This window comes from Ruegeria sp. ABM4_193 (assembly GCF_056158705.1).
The window spans coordinates 2768450-2787397 of the sequence record NZ_JBSWTT010000001.1 but is presented as its reverse complement, the minus strand read 5'-3'; the positions used below and the strand labels follow the sequence as shown (position 1 = coordinate 2787397).

Annotated in this window: 24 protein-coding genes; 13 read left to right on the top strand and 11 right to left on the bottom strand. The window is 56.7% G+C overall.

Annotated features, from left to right (window positions below; translation table 11 throughout):
- The first annotated feature begins 93 nt into the window (after window positions 1-93).
- Complete coding sequence (locus tag ACXADZ_RS13945; protein ID WP_475197209.1) at window positions 94-369, top strand: DUF167 domain-containing protein; 276 nt, start codon at window positions 94-96, stop codon at window positions 367-369.
- On the opposite strand, the gene ACXADZ_RS13940 is transcribed toward ACXADZ_RS13945, so the two are convergent.
- Window positions 357-605 (bottom strand): hypothetical protein, encoded by a 249-nt coding sequence (locus tag ACXADZ_RS13940; protein WP_475197207.1) that lies wholly within the window; start codon window positions 603-605, stop codon window positions 357-359. The genes ACXADZ_RS13945 and ACXADZ_RS13940 overlap by 13 nt on opposite strands.
- A 121-nt stretch (window positions 606-726) precedes the next feature.
- Between ACXADZ_RS13940 and ACXADZ_RS13935 the strand changes: the two genes are divergently transcribed.
- The 5 genes from ACXADZ_RS13935 to ACXADZ_RS13915 all read left to right on the top strand — a co-directional run bounded on the left by ACXADZ_RS13935 (window position 727) and on the right by ACXADZ_RS13915 (window position 2665).
- Window positions 727-1434 (top strand): M48 family metallopeptidase, encoded by a 708-nt coding sequence (locus ACXADZ_RS13935; RefSeq protein WP_475197204.1) that lies wholly within the window; start codon window positions 727-729, stop codon window positions 1432-1434.
- The gene (locus ACXADZ_RS13930; RefSeq protein ID WP_171091616.1) at window positions 1431-1799 is read left to right on the top strand and encodes a YigZ family protein; all 369 of its coding nucleotides are present in this window, start codon (window positions 1431-1433) and stop codon (window positions 1797-1799) included. Before ACXADZ_RS13935 ends, ACXADZ_RS13930 begins: the two co-directional genes overlap by 4 nt.
- A gap of 70 nt (window positions 1800-1869) precedes the next feature.
- Complete coding sequence (locus ACXADZ_RS13925; RefSeq protein WP_475197198.1) at window positions 1870-2121, top strand: DUF6455 family protein; 252 nt, start codon at window positions 1870-1872, stop codon at window positions 2119-2121.
- A gap of 14 nt (window positions 2122-2135) precedes the next feature.
- Window positions 2136-2405: a DUF6455 family protein gene (locus tag ACXADZ_RS13920; RefSeq protein WP_171091614.1), complete on the top strand. Its 270-nt coding sequence runs from the start codon at window positions 2136-2138 to the stop codon at window positions 2403-2405.
- On the top strand, window positions 2405-2665 hold the full coding sequence (locus tag ACXADZ_RS13915) for a DUF6455 family protein (protein WP_475197195.1): 261 nt from the start codon (window positions 2405-2407) through the stop codon (window positions 2663-2665). Before ACXADZ_RS13920 ends, ACXADZ_RS13915 begins: the two co-directional genes overlap by 1 nt.
- On the opposite strand, the gene ACXADZ_RS13910 is transcribed toward ACXADZ_RS13915, so the two are convergent.
- Window positions 2666-2908, bottom strand: coding sequence for a CDGSH iron-sulfur domain-containing protein (locus tag ACXADZ_RS13910; RefSeq protein WP_475197190.1), 243 nt, complete (start codon window positions 2906-2908; stop codon window positions 2666-2668).
- Window positions 2909-3137: 229 nt separating this feature from the next.
- Between ACXADZ_RS13910 and ACXADZ_RS13905 the strand changes: the two genes are divergently transcribed.
- Entirely contained in the window at window positions 3138-3326 is a 189-nt protein-coding gene (locus tag ACXADZ_RS13905; RefSeq protein ID WP_170346096.1) for a hypothetical protein, read from the top strand.
- 106 nt (window positions 3327-3432) lie between these two features.
- Here the strand turns inward: ACXADZ_RS13905 and ACXADZ_RS13900 are convergent, their stop codons facing one another.
- Together ACXADZ_RS13900 and rimO are read right to left on the bottom strand one after the other, a co-directional pair.
- The gene (locus ACXADZ_RS13900) at window positions 3433-3792 is read right to left on the bottom strand and encodes a hypothetical protein (protein ID WP_475197186.1); all 360 of its coding nucleotides are present in this window, start codon (window positions 3790-3792) and stop codon (window positions 3433-3435) included.
- Window positions 3793-3904: 112 nt separating this feature from the next.
- On the bottom strand, window positions 3905-5293 hold the full coding sequence (gene rimO, locus ACXADZ_RS13895) for a 30S ribosomal protein S12 methylthiotransferase RimO (RefSeq protein WP_475197184.1): 1389 nt from the start codon (window positions 5291-5293) through the stop codon (window positions 3905-3907).
- A 95-nt stretch (window positions 5294-5388) separates the two neighbouring features.
- Here rimO and ACXADZ_RS13890 point away from each other — a divergent pair, with 95 nt between their 5' ends.
- Window positions 5389-7344, top strand: a complete 1956-nt coding sequence (locus ACXADZ_RS13890; RefSeq protein WP_475197182.1) for an AsmA family protein — start codon at window positions 5389-5391, stop codon at window positions 7342-7344.
- Window positions 7345-7385: 41 nt separating this feature from the next.
- Here ACXADZ_RS13890 and ACXADZ_RS13885 read toward each other — a convergent pair whose 3' ends face one another.
- From ACXADZ_RS13885 to ACXADZ_RS13870, 4 genes are read right to left on the bottom strand one after another with little or no spacing between them, the layout of a single operon-like run.
- Window positions 7386-8882 carry a phosphomannomutase/phosphoglucomutase gene (locus ACXADZ_RS13885; RefSeq protein ID WP_475197179.1) on the bottom strand — a complete coding sequence of 499 codons (1497 nt, stop codon included), beginning with the start codon at window positions 8880-8882 and terminating at the stop codon, window positions 7386-7388.
- 15 nt (window positions 8883-8897) lie between these two features.
- Window positions 8898-9731 (bottom strand): 3-deoxy-8-phosphooctulonate synthase, encoded by an 834-nt coding sequence (kdsA, locus tag ACXADZ_RS13880; RefSeq protein ID WP_475197176.1) that lies wholly within the window; start codon window positions 9729-9731, stop codon window positions 8898-8900.
- Between the two features lie 5 nt (window positions 9732-9736).
- Window positions 9737-11320 (bottom strand): KpsE/RkpR family capsule polysaccharide export protein, encoded by a 1584-nt coding sequence (locus ACXADZ_RS13875; RefSeq protein WP_475197174.1) that lies wholly within the window; start codon window positions 11318-11320, stop codon window positions 9737-9739.
- Window positions 11298-11957, bottom strand: a complete 660-nt coding sequence (locus ACXADZ_RS13870) for an ABC transporter ATP-binding protein (protein WP_171091597.1) — start codon at window positions 11955-11957, stop codon at window positions 11298-11300. Before ACXADZ_RS13870 ends, ACXADZ_RS13875 begins: the two co-directional genes overlap by 23 nt.
- A gap of 214 nt (window positions 11958-12171) precedes the next feature.
- Here ACXADZ_RS13870 and ACXADZ_RS13865 point away from each other — a divergent pair, with 214 nt between their 5' ends.
- Together ACXADZ_RS13865 and ACXADZ_RS13860 are read left to right on the top strand one after the other, a co-directional pair.
- Complete coding sequence (locus ACXADZ_RS13865; RefSeq protein ID WP_475197172.1) at window positions 12172-12759, top strand: uracil-DNA glycosylase family protein; 588 nt, start codon at window positions 12172-12174, stop codon at window positions 12757-12759.
- Window positions 12752-13540 carry an SseB family protein gene (locus ACXADZ_RS13860; protein ID WP_475197171.1) on the top strand — a complete coding sequence of 263 codons (789 nt, stop codon included), beginning with the start codon at window positions 12752-12754 and terminating at the stop codon, window positions 13538-13540. Before ACXADZ_RS13865 ends, ACXADZ_RS13860 begins: the two co-directional genes overlap by 8 nt.
- Window positions 13541-13601: 61 nt before the next feature.
- Here the strand turns inward: ACXADZ_RS13860 and yghU are convergent, their stop codons facing one another.
- Complete coding sequence (gene yghU, locus ACXADZ_RS13855; protein WP_475197169.1) at window positions 13602-14480, bottom strand: glutathione-dependent disulfide-bond oxidoreductase; 879 nt, start codon at window positions 14478-14480, stop codon at window positions 13602-13604.
- Window positions 14481-14716: 236 nt separating this feature from the next.
- Between yghU and ACXADZ_RS13850 the strand changes: the two genes are divergently transcribed.
- Window positions 14717-15235, top strand: a complete 519-nt coding sequence (locus ACXADZ_RS13850; RefSeq protein ID WP_171091582.1) for a YHS domain-containing (seleno)protein — start codon at window positions 14717-14719, stop codon at window positions 15233-15235.
- Between the two features lie 58 nt (window positions 15236-15293).
- Here the strand turns inward: ACXADZ_RS13850 and ACXADZ_RS13845 are convergent, their stop codons facing one another.
- Window positions 15294-15959, bottom strand: a complete 666-nt coding sequence (locus ACXADZ_RS13845; protein ID WP_475197167.1) for a J domain-containing protein — start codon at window positions 15957-15959, stop codon at window positions 15294-15296.
- 228 nt (window positions 15960-16187) lie between these two features.
- Window positions 16188-17054 carry a methylenetetrahydrofolate reductase [NAD(P)H] gene (gene metF, locus ACXADZ_RS13840; protein WP_475197164.1) on the bottom strand — a complete coding sequence of 289 codons (867 nt, stop codon included), beginning with the start codon at window positions 17052-17054 and terminating at the stop codon, window positions 16188-16190.
- 94 nt (window positions 17055-17148) lie between these two features.
- Here metF and ACXADZ_RS13835 point away from each other — a divergent pair, with 94 nt between their 5' ends.
- Together ACXADZ_RS13835 and ACXADZ_RS13830 are read left to right on the top strand one after the other, a co-directional pair.
- Window positions 17149-18054, top strand: a complete 906-nt coding sequence (locus ACXADZ_RS13835; protein ID WP_475197162.1) for a LysR family transcriptional regulator — start codon at window positions 17149-17151, stop codon at window positions 18052-18054.
- 98 nt (window positions 18055-18152) lie between these two features.
- The gene (locus ACXADZ_RS13830; RefSeq protein ID WP_475197160.1) at window positions 18153-18938 is read left to right on the top strand and encodes an inositol monophosphatase family protein; all 786 of its coding nucleotides are present in this window, start codon (window positions 18153-18155) and stop codon (window positions 18936-18938) included.
- Window positions 18939-18948: the final 10 nt, after the last annotated feature.

The following is an 18948-nucleotide window of genomic DNA, read 5'->3' as shown; positions in this document are numbered from 1 at the left end:
AACCCGCCCAATTCAAGGGTGTGCCGATACATTGCGTGGATCATTTTCATTCCGACGCCTGTCATGCAAGGTTTTGAAGGAAAAGGGGTGACAATGGCGAAATCCAAACTGCGTGATCTGCCCGATCTCAGCGCGCTGGCAACGCCCGGGAGGGTATTCAGCGTCAGGGTGACGCCCAAGGCAGCGCGGGATCGAGTGATCTGTGAAAAAGATCAGATTAAAATGTTTGTCACGGCCCCGCCCCAGAACGGTAAGGCCAATCAGGCAGTTCTGAGTTTGCTCGCCAAGTGTCTTGGAGTTGCCCCTTCGACGCTGACGCTGAAACAGGGGCAGACCGGGCGAAACAAGGTGTTTCTCTATGACCCCTGAGGTCCGGTTTCCCGTATCTGATAAACGCCTTCGGGCAGGTCCAGCGCGGCAGCCAGATCGCGTACCTGTTCCGGCGACAGCGTGATCTTCTGAACCTGTTCAGTGCGTGGATCCAGCTGCTCTAGCGTGACGCATTCGGCGAAATTGTTGATCACGACATCTTCCTGCAAAGGTTTTTCACCTTCGTCCACAAGTGTAATGACCGTCGAGTTGAATTCATGCTCAATCGAAAACATGTGTCCACAGTGCAAGTCGCCGAGGCGCAATGCAAGCCGTTCCTTGCCAGCGGCGCAGTGGCATCAGCTGACGGGGCGTACTATGTTGAAATGGCGGCCCGATTGGCCCAAAGGATGTATCATGCGCAGATGCTTTGTTTTACCGCTGTTACTGCTGTTGTCGGCCTGTGCACAAGGTGTCTTCAGTGTACAAACGCCCGAGGACTGGCTGGGTGATGCGTCGGGTGCCGAACCGACGGCGCAGACCTTTCAGCAGGTTAGCCAGGCTGTTGGTGCGGAAGCACGAAAACAATGTCTGAAACAACCCAGGCGCCAGAATTGCGAGTTTAGGATCCTGGTTGATCTAAACCCGCGGGCACCGGCAAACGCGTATCAGACTCTGGACGAAAACGGGCAACCAGTGATTGTTTTCACGCGGTCTATGATCCGGTCCGCGCAAAACGCGGATGAGCTTGCTTTTGTCATGGGTCATGAAGCGGCCCACCATGTGTTGGGGCACATTGCCCGGCAAAGTGAAAACGCCAGCGCCAGCGCCGCAGAATTCGGCAGGCGAGAACAGTTGCGCGGCGGTGATGCAGCCGCCATAGAAGAGGCGCAAAAGCTGGGGGCCAAGGTTGGCGTTCAAGCTTACCTGAAGGATTTCGAGCTGGAGGCAGACCAGTTGGGTACGATCATCACCTACAATGCAGGATACAACCCGTTGGTTGGGGCGAAGTTTTTTGACCGGATCCCGGATCCCGGCGACAAATTTCTGGGAACCCACCCGCCCAATGAGCAGCGCGTTCAGATCGTGCTTGAAACTGCAGCACAGTTGGGCCTGACACAGTGAGCGACCTTGTGCGTCTTGGGGTGATCCTGACAGATCGCGGCTCGAAATACGCGGTGTCCGGGGCGACAGTTGCTTCGCGGGCCGATATCGACAGTGTTCTGAATGATCTGAAATCGGACAAAACCTATGCCAAGGCGACCCACAACACGTGGGCCGCGACTCTGCCGACCGGCGCGCTTAAGGCGGATGATGGGGAAAGCGGGGCGGGTATGGTGATCCTGCGCATGATCGAACGGGCGGAATTGCAGAACCATGTGATCATTGTCACCCGTTGGTATGGCGGCAAGAAACTGGGCGGCGACCGGTTTCGCAGGGTTCAGGATGCGACCCGCGCCTATCTGGATCACATCGGCGTCCAATCTTGACCTGTGTCAATGTTTGAAGGTGCAAATTCGCTACCCTTTTGCCAAAGCGCGAAAGGGAAAGGAAAACACCATGCCCACCCGAGAGACCTTGCGACTGCACGCCGGTTTGGTGGACGATATGGCCAGCATGCTGGACATTGATCTTGAAGAAGCGGCCATTGGCGGTTCGGTTTCAGTGGATCAGATTTCCGAGGCAGTTTTACGGTGCACAGACTGCCCGAACCCACAACATTGTCAGGCTATGTTGAGCCAGGCGGCAACCGCACAGCGGACGCCTGAATATTGCCGGAACCAGGAATTACTCCATAAATTAATGCCTTAATCTAAAGGTTTGTCATGCCACGTCTAGGCAACATCATGACCCATTTGCGGCTCGTGCTGCGAATGGGGCAAGCCACCGGCACTGATCTGGCCGGGGCATATCGCAAGGGTCATTTGAATCACGAAGAATGGGCCGAGATCGTACAACAATGCCGGGGTTGCGCCTGGGCTCATGACTGCCCGGAATGGCTGGAGCAGAGGGGGCAGATCGATGAAGCTCCAAGCAGCTGTCCCAACCGAGAGCGATTCGCGGCACTTAAGGCGCAACAGCTGGAGAACGTGTGATGGCACAGGTCCCGCTGGGCGAAATTGAAAAGCATTTCTGGCTAACGCGGTCTGTCTCGCGATGTATGGGAATTTCATTGACCGAGGTGATGGCGGACGGTCGTTTGACACCAGAGGGCTATGCAGAATTGGTCACACGGTGTCGGGCTTCAAGTTGTGACGGCAAATGCGCTTTGTGGCTGGCTGATCAACAGGCATTGGTCGAAAAGGCCCCGGATTTTTGCGCAAATGCCGAGACCCTGAATGGTCTGAAGACCTGATCACAATTTACTGTGGCTGCCATCGCATAGAGGTTGCTTTGTGCTATGTTTGCACGCGCAGAAAAAGACCTTTTTACTGGCATCCGCCGTATATTTTATTGGTTCAAATGCGCTGTCTTTGTGGGACCCGTCGCAAAACGGCTGTCGCGCAGATTTTCCACATGAGCACCAAAAATAGGTCTTCCCTTCGACAACCTCGACCGGAATCGGTGATTTCTGGGCAATATTTGGCGCGTCTGACATGTGGCTTCTCCGTCTTTGGCTGATGTCGTGACAACAGTGTAGAGCAGTGCGGCCAAAAAGGTAGCTTCGAAGCGGTAAATGCACTTGTCCAAAGCTAAAACCGGCATGGAATCGCTTTGACTCACAAAGACGTGATCGATTCAGTTGCCAGATCGAAGCTCAGCCCGTATTCTGGATGTGGCCCCGAAAAGTTGGGCAATATCAGAAAAGTAATAGAGGATTGACGGACATGAAACTGAAACTCGCTGCCGTTGGCGCATTTGCCCTGATTCTGACTGCTTGCGCGCAGCAGGAAGAACCGACACCTGTTTATGTACAGCCCAGCTATGACAAAGCCGGCACACCCAGCTGTCCGGGCGGCTATGAGCTGGCGACAACCGAAGCAGGCCAGACTGTCTGTAACCCGGTTACTCAGTAAGCTTTTTGCAGGCGGTCCACGACCGGGCCGCCTGCACCACTACTCGATGGACAGCCGTCTTTGAGGCGGCTTTTTTGCTGGTACTAAGTGCTCACCATTCAGCGGTTCAGTATTTCCTGAAACCGTATTTGTGTTTGAACCTGAAAGAACTGAACTTGTGCCGTTTGATCTGCCCGTAGGGCACATGCCCGATCACCCGCCGTTTCGGGCTGTGAAAGCGATATGTTTTGTGGTGCTTTTTGTGGTGCACCTTCGGCTGTTTGACATGTGCTTTGGATTTTGGCGCAAGATAATAGCGCTTTATCTTGAGGTGGCCGGTCTTGTGAAAGCTGAGCTGCTTATCGCTAACCACGATCAAGCCGTTTGGACCGCCCGACGCCATTTGTGCGGAAGAAGGTGTTACAAGGCAAAACATGGCCAACAGGAAAACCACGCCGTTCAGGCCGAGTTTGTCGTATCCAGACATGAAACCCTCCGTTTATGGATTTCTGTCTAAGATCGCGTCTTTAGGTGCGTTGGACCAATAAACTCGCTTCACGCTTTGCCCATCTGTGGTGAAACGGGCAGGCGAAACAGTTCTAAGCGAGCTTGCCCCAAAGATCGTATTCTCCGGCCTGGTCCACCTCAACCGTTACGATGTCGCCAGGATTAAGTGCTTCGAACCCTTCATCAATGAACAGGTTGCCGTCAATCTCGGGCGCGTCCGCTTTGGTGCGGCAGGTGGCGGCTTCGTCATCGACCTCATCCACGATGACCTGCAAGGTTTGGCCGACTTTTGCCTCCAGTTTGGCTGCGGAAATCGCTTGGGCCTTTTCCATGAAGCGATCCCAGCGCTCTTGCTTGACCTCGGCCGGGACGTGATCGGGCAGGTCGTTCGACCGCGCGCCATCCACGTTTTCGTACTGAAAGCAGCCGACGCGATCTAGCTGCGCTTCGTCCATCCAGTCCAGCAAAGTTTGGAATTCTGCCTCAGTCTCTCCGGGATAACCGACAATAAAGGTCGATCGCAGGGTGATGTCTGGGCAGATGTCACGCCAGGCCCGGATTTCGTCCAGTGTTTTGGCTGCGGCGGCCGGGCGGGCCATACGTTTCAAAACGTCGGGGTGCGCGTGCTGGAAAGGAATATCCAGATAGGGCAGCACATTGCAGCCTGCATCCGCCATCAGTGGGATCAACTCGCGTACATGCGGGTAGGGGTAAACATAATGCAGGCGCACCCACGCCTCCAACTGTCCCAGCTCCCGCGCCAGATCGGTGATATGGCTGCGCACGTCGCGGTCTTTCCACGGGTTCACATCATATTTCCGGTCCAGCCCATAGGCCGACGTGTCCTGCGAGATCACCAGCAGCTCGCGCACGCCGTTATCGACCAGCTTTTCAGCCTCACGCAGAACCGCATGGGCCGGGCGGCTGGCCAGTTTCCCGCGCATATCTGGGATGATGCAGAACTTGCACTTGTGATTGCAGCCTTCCGAGATCTTCAGATAGCTGTAATGGCGCGGGGTCAATTGCACGCTGCTGGCAGGCAGCAGATCGACAAACGGATCGGGTGAGGGCGGCACGGCGACGTGTACCGCATCCAAAACCTGTTCATACTGATGCGGTCCGGTGACGGCCATGATGCGGGGGTGATGTTCCCGGATGTAATCCGGTTCCGCCCCCAGACAGCCGGTTACAATGACCTTGCCGTTTTCAACCAGTGCCTCTCCGATTGCGTCCAGCGATTCCGCCTTGGCGCTGTCCAGAAATCCGCAGGTGTTCACAATGACGGCATCGGCCCCGGCATAATCGGGCGAAATGCCGTATCCTTCAGCGCGAAGCCGGGTCAGGATGCGTTCGCTGTCCACCAACGCCTTGGGGCAACCCAGCGACACCATGCCAATGGTCGGCTGGTCGGAACGGGGCGTCTCGGTGATCCGGGCGGAGGGCGCCAGGTCGGGGCGGAGGTTTGGCGGGTTCGTTGTCATGGCGCGGCATATAGTGGGGAACGCTTCCCCTTGCAAATGTGACGTGTGATTTGAATGATCACGGCAAAGATAAGCCAAGAGGTGGAGAGCAGATCATGAAGTGGCTGATGCGCATTCTATTTGTAGTTGTGGCTGTTGCCGGGCTCGTCATTGGCGCGCTTTTGCTGATGCCCGGGGACAAGCTGGGCGCGATTCTGGCCGAGCAGGTGAAGGCGCAAACCGGGCGTGATTTGACATTGAGCGGGGACGTACGCTTGTCCTTCTGGCCCGTGCTGGGAATGGAAACCGGCCCGGTACGTTTTGGCAATGCAAGCTGGGCAGGGTCCGAGCCAATGCTGAGTGCAGACAGTCTTGCCGTCGGTGTGGACGCTGCTGCGCTGTGGAATGGGGATCTGCGTATCAAACGCGTGTTTGCTGAAAACCCGATATTGCGGCTGGAGCAATCACAGGGGCGAACGAACTGGCAATTTGGCGCCCCGACTTCGACCCCACCTGCCGAAACCTCTGGGGCAGCTGTGCCTGCGGAAACAACGGGTGAGGTCACCCTGGACCAACTAGAGCTGACAAACGCGCAGCTGATTTTCGTCGAGAATGGTATCACACAGATGGATTTTTCTGGTGTGACACTGGCCGCAAGCTGGCCCGAGGTCACATCTCCCATGATCATGCAAGCCACAATGGCTGTGCCTGGCGGAGCCGTTGAAGTTGACTTGAAAATCCCGGACCTGCCTGCCTTTTCCAATGGCGACGTCACGGCGCTGGAACTGTCTTTGGCTGCGCCAGGGGGTGAGATCGGTTTCGATGGACGTGTCAATCTGGCCGGTGAAATGGACGGTACAACAAGGGTCGAGGCTCGGGACAGCGAAAAGATGTTTGCAGCTTTTGGTCAGGCCGGTGTGCATATCCCGCCGGGTTTGGGTAAAAAGGCCAACATCGCCGCCCATATGACCTATACGCAGGACGGGCGTATTTCGTTGCGGGATATGACCGCTCAACTGGATGACAACCGATTTCTGGGTGAGGCAGATATTACCATTTCGGACCCACCACAGATCCTAGCCAGGTTGGATGCGGGTGATCTGGATCTTTCGCGGATCTCTGAAACGGCACCAGCACCGAGCGGTGCCTCTCAGCCAAGTACCTCTGCAGTGGACGGGTGGTCGCAAGACCCAATTGACGCCTCTGCTCTGGCGCTGGCGAATGGTAAGATCCGCCTGACGGCTAACTCGATTGCTGTGCCGGGAATGGAATTTGGCAAAAGTGATCTGACCCTGTCTCTGGATCGCTCTCGGGCGGTGCTGGAAATGCATCCGGCCACACTGTTTGCAGGTCAGTTGAACGGGCAGGTGGTCGCCAATAATCGCAATGGCCTGTCTGTTGGCGGCAAAATCTCGGCCAGCGGTATCGATCTGAAACAGGCGTTGACCACACTGGCCGGTGTTGAACGCTTGTCGGGCATGGCTGCGGGCAGTCTGGAGTTTCTGGGCGTTGGCCAGTCTGAGGATCAGATCATGCGTTCGCTCAGCGGCAAGGGAAATCTGGATGTCGGGTCAGGAGTGATTTCCGGTTTCGATCTGGACCGTCTGATGGGACGTGGGACCGGATCGGGTGGAACGACCGTATTCAACAGCCTGACCGGCAGCTTCACCATGGATCAGGGCGTGCTGACCAACAATGATCTGCTCATGTCGCTGGAAAACTTCCGCGCGGATGGCACGGGAACCGTGGGACTAGGCGCGCGCGATATCGACTATTTGTTCACACCCGTAGCGCTGCGAGCCAACTCCGGTAAGGGCATATCGGTTCCGGTGCGCATCGTCGGCCCGTGGAGCAATCCGTCGATCAAGCCGGATCTGACCAAAGTCATCGAGGCGGCAGCTGACGTGAAGGTCAAGGAGCTGGAAGACGACGCCAAGCAGAAGGTTTTTGAGAAAGTCGGGAACGAGTTGGATACGACCATCACCGACAGCGACCAGATCGAAGATGCGTTGAAGAAAAAGCTGGAAGACGAGGCAAAGAAAGGTTTGCTCAAGCTGTTCGGCGGCAACTGAGCGCGGCGCTTGGGGCGAGGACACGCCCCAAGCCTTTACGGTCAGATGGTCTGGTCGTAGTCGCCAACACCAGGCTCAGTGCGGATCACAGCATCGATGTCGGCAAAGATCGCGCGCATCTCAGCCTCGCTTTCGCTGCTCTCGCACACAACCACCAGATTAGGGGTGTTGGACGAGGCCCGAACCAGCCCCCAACTGCCGTTGTCCAGAATGACACGTGCGCCGTTGACGGTGACAACCTCTTTGATTGCGCGCCCAGCAAAGGTTTCGCCCGCATCGCCTTTGGCGACCAGCTTGTCGACCAAGCGCTGAAGGATATCGTACTTCTCGGTATCTGCGGCGTAAGGTGACATGGTTGGGGTCGACCAGGTCTTGGGCAGCGCCTTGCGCAGGTCCGACATGCTTTGATCCGGGTTGCGGTCCATCAGTTTGCAGATCTCAACAGCCACGCGCATTCCACAGTCATATCCACGACCCACAGGCTCGGCCAGGAAGTAGTGGCCTGACTTTTCGAACCCGGCCAAAGCGCCAATTTCCTTAACGCGCCGTTTCATGTGGCTATGGCCAGTCTTCCAGTAATCCGCCTTGACGTCCAAAGCCTGCAATTCGGGATCACTGGCAAACAAGCCGGTGGATTTCACATCCGCGACAAAGGTCGATCCGGGATACAGCTTGGCCAGATCGCGGGCCATGATCACGCCCACCTTGTCGGCGAAAATCTCTTCGCCTTCGTCATCGACCACGCCGCAACGGTCGCCGTCCCCGTCAAACCCAAGCGCCAGATCAGCGCCGCTGGATTTCACCGTGTCGGACATGTCATGCAACATCTCCATCGCTTCGGGGTTCGGATTGTAGTTTGGGAAAGTATAATCCAGCCGGTTGTGGCTGGGCACGACCTCGACCCCGATCCGTTCGAAAATCTCGGGCGCGAAGGCCGAAGCGGTGCCGTTGCCAGTGGCGCAGACCACTTTCAACGGGCGGGACATTTTGAAATCACCGACGAGGTCATCGATGTAAGCTTCCTTCACACCCTCAACGAACTCGTATGATCCGCCGTCGTGCTGTTGGCCTTCACCGTTCAGCACGATGTCACGCAACTCCGACATCTCGTCCGGGCCGTGGGTCAGTGGGCGATCAAAGCCCATTTTCACGCCGGTCCAGCCATTGGGGTTGTGGCTGGCCGTGACCATCGCAACAGCAGGCACATCCAGATGAAACTGCGCGAAATAAGCCATCGGGCTGAGCGCGGGGCCAATATCTTTAACGCGGATACCGGCCTGCATCAGACCAAGGATCAGCGCGTTTTTGATGGCCAGCGAATAATCGCGGTAGTCGTTGCCGACGGCAATCACGGGCTCAATCCCGCGCCTGCGCATCTGGGTGCCCAGACCCAGTCCAAGCGCGGTCATGCCGGGCAGGTTGATCTCTTCGGGGTATTTCCAGCGCGCGTCATACTCGCGAAACCCGGTGGGCTTAATCATCGCGTCGCGCAGAAAACTCCAGGTGTTGGGTGTCACCTCGGGGAGGGGTTTGGTCATAACAAGTCTCAATCGTTAAATTTGAATAGGATTCGCTTTGGCAAGCGCATCAAAACGCATCAATGTGTCAACAAGTTGGGGCATTTGGTCGAGGTAAATCATGTTGGGCCCGTCGCACGGTGCGTTGTCGGGGTCCTGATGCGTCTCCATGAACACAGCAGCTGTGCCGACGGCGACCGCTGCGCGTGCCATCACGGGGGCAAACTCTCGCTGACCGCCGGAAGAGCCGCCCTGCCCACCGGGTTGTTGCACCGAGTGGGTCGCGTCCATAACCACCGGATACCCGGTCTGGGACATCTGCGGCAATGACCTCATATCGGCCACCAAGGTGTTGTACCCGAACGACGTACCGCGTTCGGTCAGCAAAATGTTCTGGTTTCCCGTGCTTTCGATCTTGGCAATGATGTTTGGCATTTCCCACGGGGCAAGGAACTGGCCTTTTTTCACGTTGATCACAGCGCCGGTATTGCCAGCGGCCAGCAGCATGTCGGTCTGACGACACAGAAAGGCAGGAATTTGCAGAACATCCACAGCCTGGGCTGCGAGGGCGCATTGTGCCTCGGTATGGACATCTGTCAGGACCGGGATGCCCATGGTTTTGCGAATGTCATCCAGAACCTGCAGGCCCGCATCGATTCCCATACCACGCTTGCCTGACAGAGACGTCCGGTTCGCTTTGTCGTAAGACGCCTTGAATACATATTGCGCACCGACGGCGTCACAGGCTTCTTTCATCTTGCCTGCAATCATTTGCGCATGGTCTGCTGTTTCAAGCTGGCAGGGGCCGGCAATGATGGTCAGCGGAAGGTCGTTGCCGACCGTCAGGTCGGAGATTTTTACATGTTTCATGGGTCTTATGAGGATACCTGTTCACGAAGGACCGACGCAGTAAGCGAGATCATGAGGTAGATACCAGCAAATAACAGGAATGCCAAAATCGTATTTTCAAACTTGCGCGGATAGCTGGGTTCCTGACTGGGAATAGGGTTCACCGAAACAGTCAGATACCGAACCTGCCGGTTGGCCTCGGACCGGGTTGTTTCCATTTGCTGCATTGCCGTTTGCAGCATCATATCCCGAGCCGCCAGATCGGCCTGGGCGATCTGTATGCGCACGCTTAGCCGGGCCAGCGAATTTTCGCCGGCAGAGGCGTCCTGCATTTGGGCATTCAAATCTTCCAGCACCTTTTCCAGCCGGGCAATGTCAGCCTGAACGCCATCTACTTTGGCTTTGTTCGGGCGCAGATTGTCCTGCAAAGCCGCTAGCTCCAACTCTTTGTCCTGAACCAGTATCTCGATCTCGTTGATACGACTTCGAAGGCTGGCGATTACGTTTTCCGGATCCAGCACAGCACCCTGCAACTGAAGTTCAATCAGCTCTTCCTGCGCCTGTTTGCGCGCCTCTTGAGCCGCCTCAAAGCTTTCAACCGCATCACGCATCTGGTCTTCACGTTTTTTACCGGAAAGCGCGTTCACCCTGTTTTCGGCGTACGAGATCAGACGCTCCGAGAACTCGGTCGAGGTCTGTGGATCCGGGGCCGCGACCTCCATCCGAATAACCCCTTCGGTTGGATCGTAGCCGATGGTGATCATCCGGTTGAACAGTTTGTACGCGTCCTCAAGTGACGCATCGGCGGCCAGCCTTTGAACCGGGTCGATCCAGTCCTGTTTGAAGACGTCCGAAAATCCTGCATCCTGATCCAGCAACAGCAGCGCCTCTTTCGATTCAAGAAAGGACTGCACGGAGATCGAGTCCTGCGTTGTGGCAAACTGAGTTCCCGCCAGCAAACCGCCAACACTGCCCGGTCCACCGTCTGCCTGCAGGATCAAAAACTCTGAATCGCTGGCATACATCGGGGTGGCGATGCGGTAGAAATAGAAACCCACGACAAAGGTCGGCAGAAACACAAAGACGGCCAGCCGCGCAAACAAGGCAAACAGTTTGCGCCTGCGTCTGCGTGCAATGTCTTTCTGGATTTCCCCGATCTCAAGGTTGCGTCGTTCAGCGGGGCTCAGGTCGGGTCCTGGTAAATTGGACTTTTTCGCACCCACAGCCTGCGGAAGCTTGATACTGACCTTGTCCTTGGTGTTGTTCTCTTCGTCGTTGGCCGGGGGCCTGGCGGCAGCAAGATCCAGAAGATTGGTGCGCTGGAACGGGTCAATGCCCTTTTGACGCAACAAACGCACCGCATCATAATCCGAGGTCGCAGCCAGCCCATGTTTCTGCGCCAACCGTCGTGCAATACGCAACTGGCGTCCCGTCAAACCTTCGCGTTTGATGTCGTCCAACTGTGTTCCTGGCTGCGCCTGATCCGCAGCAGGTTGGCCATGCGTTGCGTTGCGAATGCGCGAAATTGCGTCGGCCCGCGCTTCGGCGGAACCGTCAGCCTGCTGGTTGCGGCGCCAGTTGTACTTTCTAACCTTGGGATTCGTAGTCATATAACTGCTTAGCCTCTTCCAAGGATTCAAACATGTACAATTGCCCGTCCAAAAGGACGGCGGCTTGTTGGGCAAACTTTTCTAACACGGACGGGCTGTGTGATACGATGACCAGAGTTGTGGTGCGCAGTCTCTCTTTCAGGATCGAGCCGGCTTTTTCGTTGAACTCGACATCCGTTGATGCGGGCATCCCTTCGTCGATCAGATACATGTCGAAATCCAGCGCCAACATCAAAGCGAAGGTGAACCGGGAACGCATCCCCGAGGAATAGGTCGCCAGCGGTTGATCGAAATATTCGCCCAGACCACAAAGCCATTTGCAATAGGCTTCGATATAATCCGGGTCCATCCCATAGATCTTGGCGATGTAGCGCGCATTCTCAAGAGCGGACAGCTTTCCCGACACACCACCTGTGAACCCCATGGGGAAAGAGACGCGACATTCGCGTCGGATCACGCCCTCGTCTGGTTTTTCCAAACCAGCCATCATATTGATTAGCGTGGTTTTTCCAGTGCCGTTCGGGGCCAGAACCCCCAGTGACGTGCCCAGCTCGACCCGGAACGAGACCTGATCCAGAATCACCTTGCGGCGGGTTCCGGTCCAGAAGGACTTGCTGACATTGTCGAACTCTAACATTCGGGGCCTGCTGCTCGTGTTCCGTTGTGTTGCCGTTCTTTGGGACGGCCGGAGAAGGTTTTTTTACCGTTCCATGTTGGCTACATTATGTCGAATTATGAAACAAATGATCAATGCGTTGAGGTAAAACCTGTGACAACCTGATTGGCGGTGTGTCCGGCGGGCCTTATGTTCCCCGTCGTGACGCGTGGGCCAAAAGAGGTTTTGACATCCGATGGACAGCTTAGCCGACGAAATTCGGGCCTGTCGCCTGTGCGCAGACAGGTTTTCACAAACAGCAACGGCGCATGAACCACGCCCGGTTGTTTGGTTTCGGTCTGGCACGCCAATTCTGATCGCAGGGCAGGCGCCGGGTGCACGCGTGCATGAGTCGGGGCGGCCGTTCACCGACCCATCGGGTGACAGATTGAGGCATTGGTTGGGGATTGATGAGACGATCTTTTATGACCGCGACCGCGTGTCGATTGTACCCATGGCGTTCTGCTTTCCCGGTTATGATGCCCGCAGCGCCGACCTTCCGCCGCCCGCCCTGTGCCGAAACACCTGGCATGATCGGGTGATGAGCGTTCTGGGCCAGGTGCCGTTGACCGTCCTGGTCGGGGGGCATGCGCATAAGTACCACCTTGGCGTACGCGGTTCGGTCACAAGCACCGTCCAAAGCTGGCAGGACCATGCGCCGCGGGTCTTTGCCTTGCCTCATCCGTCCTGGCGCAATACGGCATGGTTAAAGAAAAACCCGTTGTTCGAGGCCGAGCTTTTACCGGTTCTGCGCGCGCGGGTCCAAGAGGTGTTGAATGACTGAACCCACGGCGTTGGACGCAGCACATGCCGCGATGCAGGCAGATCTGCAAAACGATTCCGCCCGGTTGCGATTTTTTGAGCGGCTGGCCGACAGCGAGCTGTTCCTGATGCTGACCGAGGAAGCGCAGGACGAGAATATCTCGCCCGAATTATTCGACGTTGCGGACGGGCGCTTTGTGCTGGCTTTTGACCGAGAGGAACGGTTGGCGCAGTTCGCAGGTCGGCCTGTACCTTACGTGGCGCTTTCGGGGCGGGTGCTTTCCGGGATGCTGGCAGGGCAGGGGATCGGGCTAGGCCTGAATCTGGAAACTGCGCCATCCTCGATGCTGGTCCCGGCAGAAGCATTGGGTTGGTTGGCCGAAACGCTGCAACACAGTCCAAAAGAGGTCGAGGAAAAACTGGCTGAGTTCATGCCGCCGTCTGGTTTGCCTGATAATTTGCTGGCCGCTTTGGATACCAAACTGGCAACCGCAGGCGGGTTGGCCACTGCGGCCTATTTGGTAGCCACCAAGTCAGAAGCTGGCGCGCAGGGACATTTGTTGGGTTTTGTCGATGTTCTCGACGGGGCAGAGCCCGCGCTTGCCAAGGCCGCGTCCGAAGCGTTGACCTTTTCCGGGATCGAGGCGGGCGCGATGGATGTCGGTTTTTTCGCCGCCAGCGAGCCTGCTGCTGCGTTGTTGGCCAAGGTTGGACTTCGCTTTGATCTGCCCGAGCCCAAAAGCGTCAAGCAGGTAAGAGAGGCCCCCGGCAGTAACCCGGACAATCCGCCAATTCTGAAATAGACGTCTAAACGCATACACGCGGCGCAGACCGCACCGCGTGTTGTTGTGCTAGCGGGATTAGTTATTCCGCCGCTGGTTCCAGTTTGTCCTGCGTGCGGGTCTCGAAATCGCTGGCATCATGGCGTTCGTGCAGCTGCGTGTGCGGCTCGCCAAAAGCACGGTTGACCATACGCCCGCGCTGAACCGCCGGACGGGCGTCAATTTCCTTGGCCCAACGCATGACGTTTTTGTACGATTCAACGTCCAGAAACTCGGCGGCGCTATAGAGACGGCCCAGCACCAGTTGGCCATACCAAGGCCAGATCGCCATGTCGGCAATCGTGTACTCGTCACCAGCAATGTAGGTCTTGTCCGCCAATTCCCGATCCAGAACGTCCAGCTGCCGCTTGGTCTCCATCGCGAAGCGGTTGATCGGGTACTCCCACTTCTCGGGCGCGTAAGCGTAGAAATGGCCGAACCCGCCGCCCAGATATGGCGCGCTGCCCATTTGCCAGAACACCCAGTTCATCACCTCAGTGCGCTCAGGGCCCGCCGCAGGAAGGAACGCGCCGAACTTTTCAGCCAGGTGAAACAGGATCGAAGCGCTTTCGAACACGCGCGTCGGTGTATCCCCTGACCGGTCCCAAAGGGCCGGGATTTTCGAATTTGGGTTGGCTCCGACAAAGCCCGAGCTGAACTGATCGCCCTCGCCGATATTGACCAGCCAGGCATTGTATTCAGCGCCTTCGTAACCCAGTGCCAACAGTTCTTCCAGCATGACCGTAACCTTCACGCCATTGGGTGTGGCCAGCGAGTACAGTTGCAGTGGGTGGCGTCCGACTGGCAGGTCTTTGTCGTGGGTCGCTCCGGCAATCGGCCGGTTGATATTGGCGAACTGGCCGCCGCTTTTGCTGTCCCAGGTCCAGACCGCTGGGGGGGTGTACGGGGATTGGTCGCTCATCTCTTGCCTTTCTTGCCGTTATCAGGGCTGTCTTAAAGCTAATATTGCAAACCGCCGAGTCCAACCCGCTGCAGTTGCCTTATTCTGTAACAATCGCCGTCCAAACTCTCACGTTTTCTCGTGTCGGGTCACAGCGGCGTTAGGGGGACTACGAACTGCACGGGAATCGCATATTGTCTTGTCAGACCTGCCACAACGGCATCACGGACACAGTTGACCCGAAAAGGATAGACCACATGAAACGCTTTGCATTGACCTTCGCTGCGGCCATGGCTCTGGCGGTTCCGGCATTTGCCGGGCCTCAATATGTTGATGGCACCGGCTTTGCTGTCTCGGGCTACGACGTGGTTGCATATCGCAGCCTGGATCAGGTTCCGGTCGGCCAATCGCAGCCCGAAGCCGTGCGCGGAAAAGCCGACATTACAGCGGAATACAACGGTGCAACCTGGGCTTTTGCGACCGAAGAAAACCGCGACACGTTCCTGGAAAACCCGGCCTTCTATGCGCCGCAATATGATGGCCACTGTGCTTATGGCGTGTCAAAAGGCGGTAAGGTTCCGGCCAACCCCAACTTGTGGCGCATTGTCGATGACAAGCTGTACCTGAACATCACCGATGTGGTTGTTGGCTTTTGGGAAGAAGATGTGCCCGGCAACATCAACATCGCTGAAGGCAACTGGCCGGGCATCGAGTCCTCGGACGCATCGACAAGTGTGATCCCGAAATTCACTTCGGAAGGCCCGGTCACAAACTGATCGACGCCTTGGATTGAAAAATTCAAAGCCCGGCTGATCTGGCCGGGCTTTTTTGCATTCAGCCCGCCAGCCAGAATTGATCGCGGATGTCCTGATCGGCATCAAACCGGATCTTCACGCTCTTGGCGCCTGGAAATTTGCGTTCGCAAATCGTGTCCGGGATCACCACTTCTCCGGCACCGGTGTCCTTGGACTGAAAGCTCAGAATCTCTGCCTCGGTATGCCGCGCACCGCTCAGGACTGTTGTTGGCAAGGCCACACGATTTGCACCGTGATGCACGGGTGTGGTGACGAAATAGGTCAAATGCCGCCCGTAACAGCCTACCGCATCTGGAACATGGTCCGAAATGCACGCTTCGGGTACGTCAAACGCATCTGCTGGGCTGTGCTCATGAGACAAGACTTCCTCAGGGCTCAGCATTGCTTTGCAGGCGGCGATGTCTTCCTGCGGCAACTCAATGATCCGCTTTTTCAAACGCGGACGACGCGGTTGAGCCTGGCCAGCTTTGCCACCGCCCCTTTTCGTCAATCCTTCGTTGCGTAAGAAATCATAGGCGGCCTTGGCGCGCGAAAACCCGGAACTGTCCCCATCCCGGTGATCGGGATGCGAATGAAAGGCGATCTGCCGCCACGCCTCTCTGATTTCATTGGAACTGGCAGATGGGGGCAATCCCAAATCTGCAAGGGCATCAGTGCGCGCCCGCACTTTATCTACAGGTTCCATACTCAAAACACTCGTTACAAACTACACGCCTCCAGTGTCGCCCAGGTCATAGTTTTGTCAAATTCCGAGGTGGATTTGCGAGGGTGCAGACAACAATCGCGATCTTGCGATTCAATTGTCCTGTAAGACTGCAATTTTGCGAATATGAGTGTGAAACAGTTCACACAAAATAGAACGAAAGTCGCCCGAGGTGAGCGTAACCCGGGCGAATCGTTGAGTTTTTCCGACTTAGGCGACGTTTTCCAGTTCAACGCGCGGCGTAATGCCAAGCGCAAAGCACACATCACGGGTCAGTTCCGGACGGTTCAGTGTGTAGAAATGCAGCTTGTCCACGCCGCCTTCGATCAGATCTGAACACAGCTCGGTGCAGATCGCGGTTGCCAGCAGATCCTCGCGTCCGTCACGCACTGCCTTTTCGAAAGCCTGTTCCATCCACACAGGAATATGTGTGCCGCAGCGCTTGGCGAAATTGCGGGCACCTGCCCAGTTCTCGATCGGCAGAATGCCGGGCACAATCGGCTTGTCGATGCCCGCTTTGGCGCAGGCGTCACGGAAACGGAAAAAGGTTTTTGCCTCGAAGAAGAACTGCGTCAGGGCTTCGTCCGCGCCCGCGTCAAGCTTGGCCTTCAGCCAATCCACATCCGCAGCCAAATCGGCAGCTTCGGGGTGTTTGTCAGGATAGGCACCGACGCGAATACTGAACATCTCGGTTTCGGCCAGCGCTTCAATCAGCTCGACCGAGCTGGCAAACCCGTCGGGGTGCGGAACGAACTTGTCCTGACCCTTCGGCGGGTCGCCGCGCAGGGCGACGATGTCTTGCACACCGGCGCGTGCGAATGTGTCGGCGATTTCCAGTGTTTCCTGCCGTGAGGCATCGACACAGGTCAAATGTGCAGCGACGTTCAGGCCCGACGACTTATGAAGGGTCGAAACTGCGTCACGTGTCAGCTCGCGCGTTGTCCCACCAGCGCCATAGGTAACGGACACGAAGCGAGGGTCCAGGGGGGCCAAAGTCTGAACCGTGTCCCAAAGACGGAATGAGGCTTCCAGAGTTTTGGGCGGAAAGAACTCAAAGGAAATTTCAGGTTTGGACATAACGGCCTCGCTGGATCATCTGAGCCTCTTGTGCCATGGCAGGCAATGTGAGACAAACTCATATTATTCAACAACAACATGAATGCTGTTCGAAATGCACATTGAATTCCGGCACCTGCGTACCATCAAAGCGATCCATGAATGCGGTGGACTGGCGCGTGCAGCAGACCAGTTGAACATTACTCAGTCTGCGTTAAGCCATCAGATCAAAGGGTTAGAGGATCAGGCAGGGGTCGAACTGTTTCTGCGCCGCTCGAAACCCATGAAACTGTCGGCCGCCGGGTTGCGCTTGCTTCGCTTGGCTGAACAGATCCTGCCGCAGGTTGAGGCCGCTCAGCATGAATTTTCTTCGCTGAGGGATGGGCGCACCGGGCGGATGCATATCGCCATTGAATGCCATGCCTGTTTTGAATGGCTTTTCCCGGTTCTTGAGGCTTTCAGGAAATCCTGGGGCGACGTTGATGTGGATATTCGTCCCGGTCTGGCCTTTGATGCCCTTCCGGCCTTGCAAAAGGAAGAGGTTGATCTGGTGGTGTCGTCCGACCCCGAAGACATGCCGGGTGTCGAGTTTGTGGAGCTGTTCGACTACAACGCCGTCTTTGTGGCCGCCTCGACCCATCCACTGGCCGAGAAAGAATACATCGAGGCAGAGGATTTTCGCGGTCAGACCTTGATCACGTATCCGGTGGAACGTACGCGTCTGGATGTGTTCAGCCAGTTGCTGATCCCTGCTCGGGTTGAACCCGCCGCGATCCGGCAGGTCGAGTTGACCGCTGTCATTCTGCTTTTGGTCGCGTCTAACCGGGGGATTTCAGTCTTGCCGGATTGGGTCGTGCGCGAGGTTAAGTACAACTCGGACTACGTCACCCGGCCCCTGACGAAGGAAGGGATCACGCGCCGCCTGTACGCTGCGATCCGGTCGGAGGATCTTGAGAAGCCTTATGTTCAGGAACTGGTGAAACTGGCCCGGGAAGAAGCCCGCAAGCTGCAATCCCAGTAACGGCGTTTCCTGCGGGTCCGTTATGCGTATCATTCCTCTTGGCAATGGCGCATTGCGGCAGTATACGCGCGGTTTGACCGGACAGGAGCCTTTTGACAATGGTTGGCAGTGCAAATCTCAACATCATGATCAAAGCCGCGCGCAAAGCGGGGCGTTCTTTGGTCAAAGATTTCCGTGAAGTCGAGAATTTGCAGGTGTCGATGAAAGGCGCGGGGGACTTCGTTTCCAAAGCTGATATCGCCGCCGAGGCTGTCCTGAAAGAGGAGTTGCTGGGCGCACGTCCCACCTATGGCTGGCTGGCCGAAGAAGGTGGTGCGATTGACGGCGAAGACCCGACTCGTCGCTGGATCGTCGATCCGCTGGATGGCACCACCAACTTTCTGCACGGCCTGCCGCATTGGGCGATCTCGATCGCGCTGGAACACAAGGGCAAGATTGTTGCCGGTGTGATCTATGATGCCGCCAAGGACGAGATGTTCTTTGCCGAAAAAGGCGAGGGCGCATGGATGAACGATATGCGTATTCGCGTGTCGGGCCGTCACCGCATGATTGAATCGGTCTTTGCGACTGGCCTGCCTTTTGGCGGTCGTTCGGACCTGCCAGCGACTCTGCAGGATCTGGCACGTCTCATGCCCGCTTGCGCTGGTGTACGCCGCTGGGGTGCTGCTGCGCTTGATATGGCGTATGTCGCCGCTGGCCGGTACGAAGGCTTCTGGGAACGCCGCCTGAACGCGTGGGATCTGGCGGCCGGTATCATCATCGTGAAAGAGGCTGGCGGCTTCGTTCAAGCTTTGAACCCCGAAGGCAGTGTGCTGGAGGATGGTGAAGTGATCTGTTCTAACGAACCGATCTTTGATCAGTTCTCTAAGGTTATCCGGGGCTAAACAGTTCTCA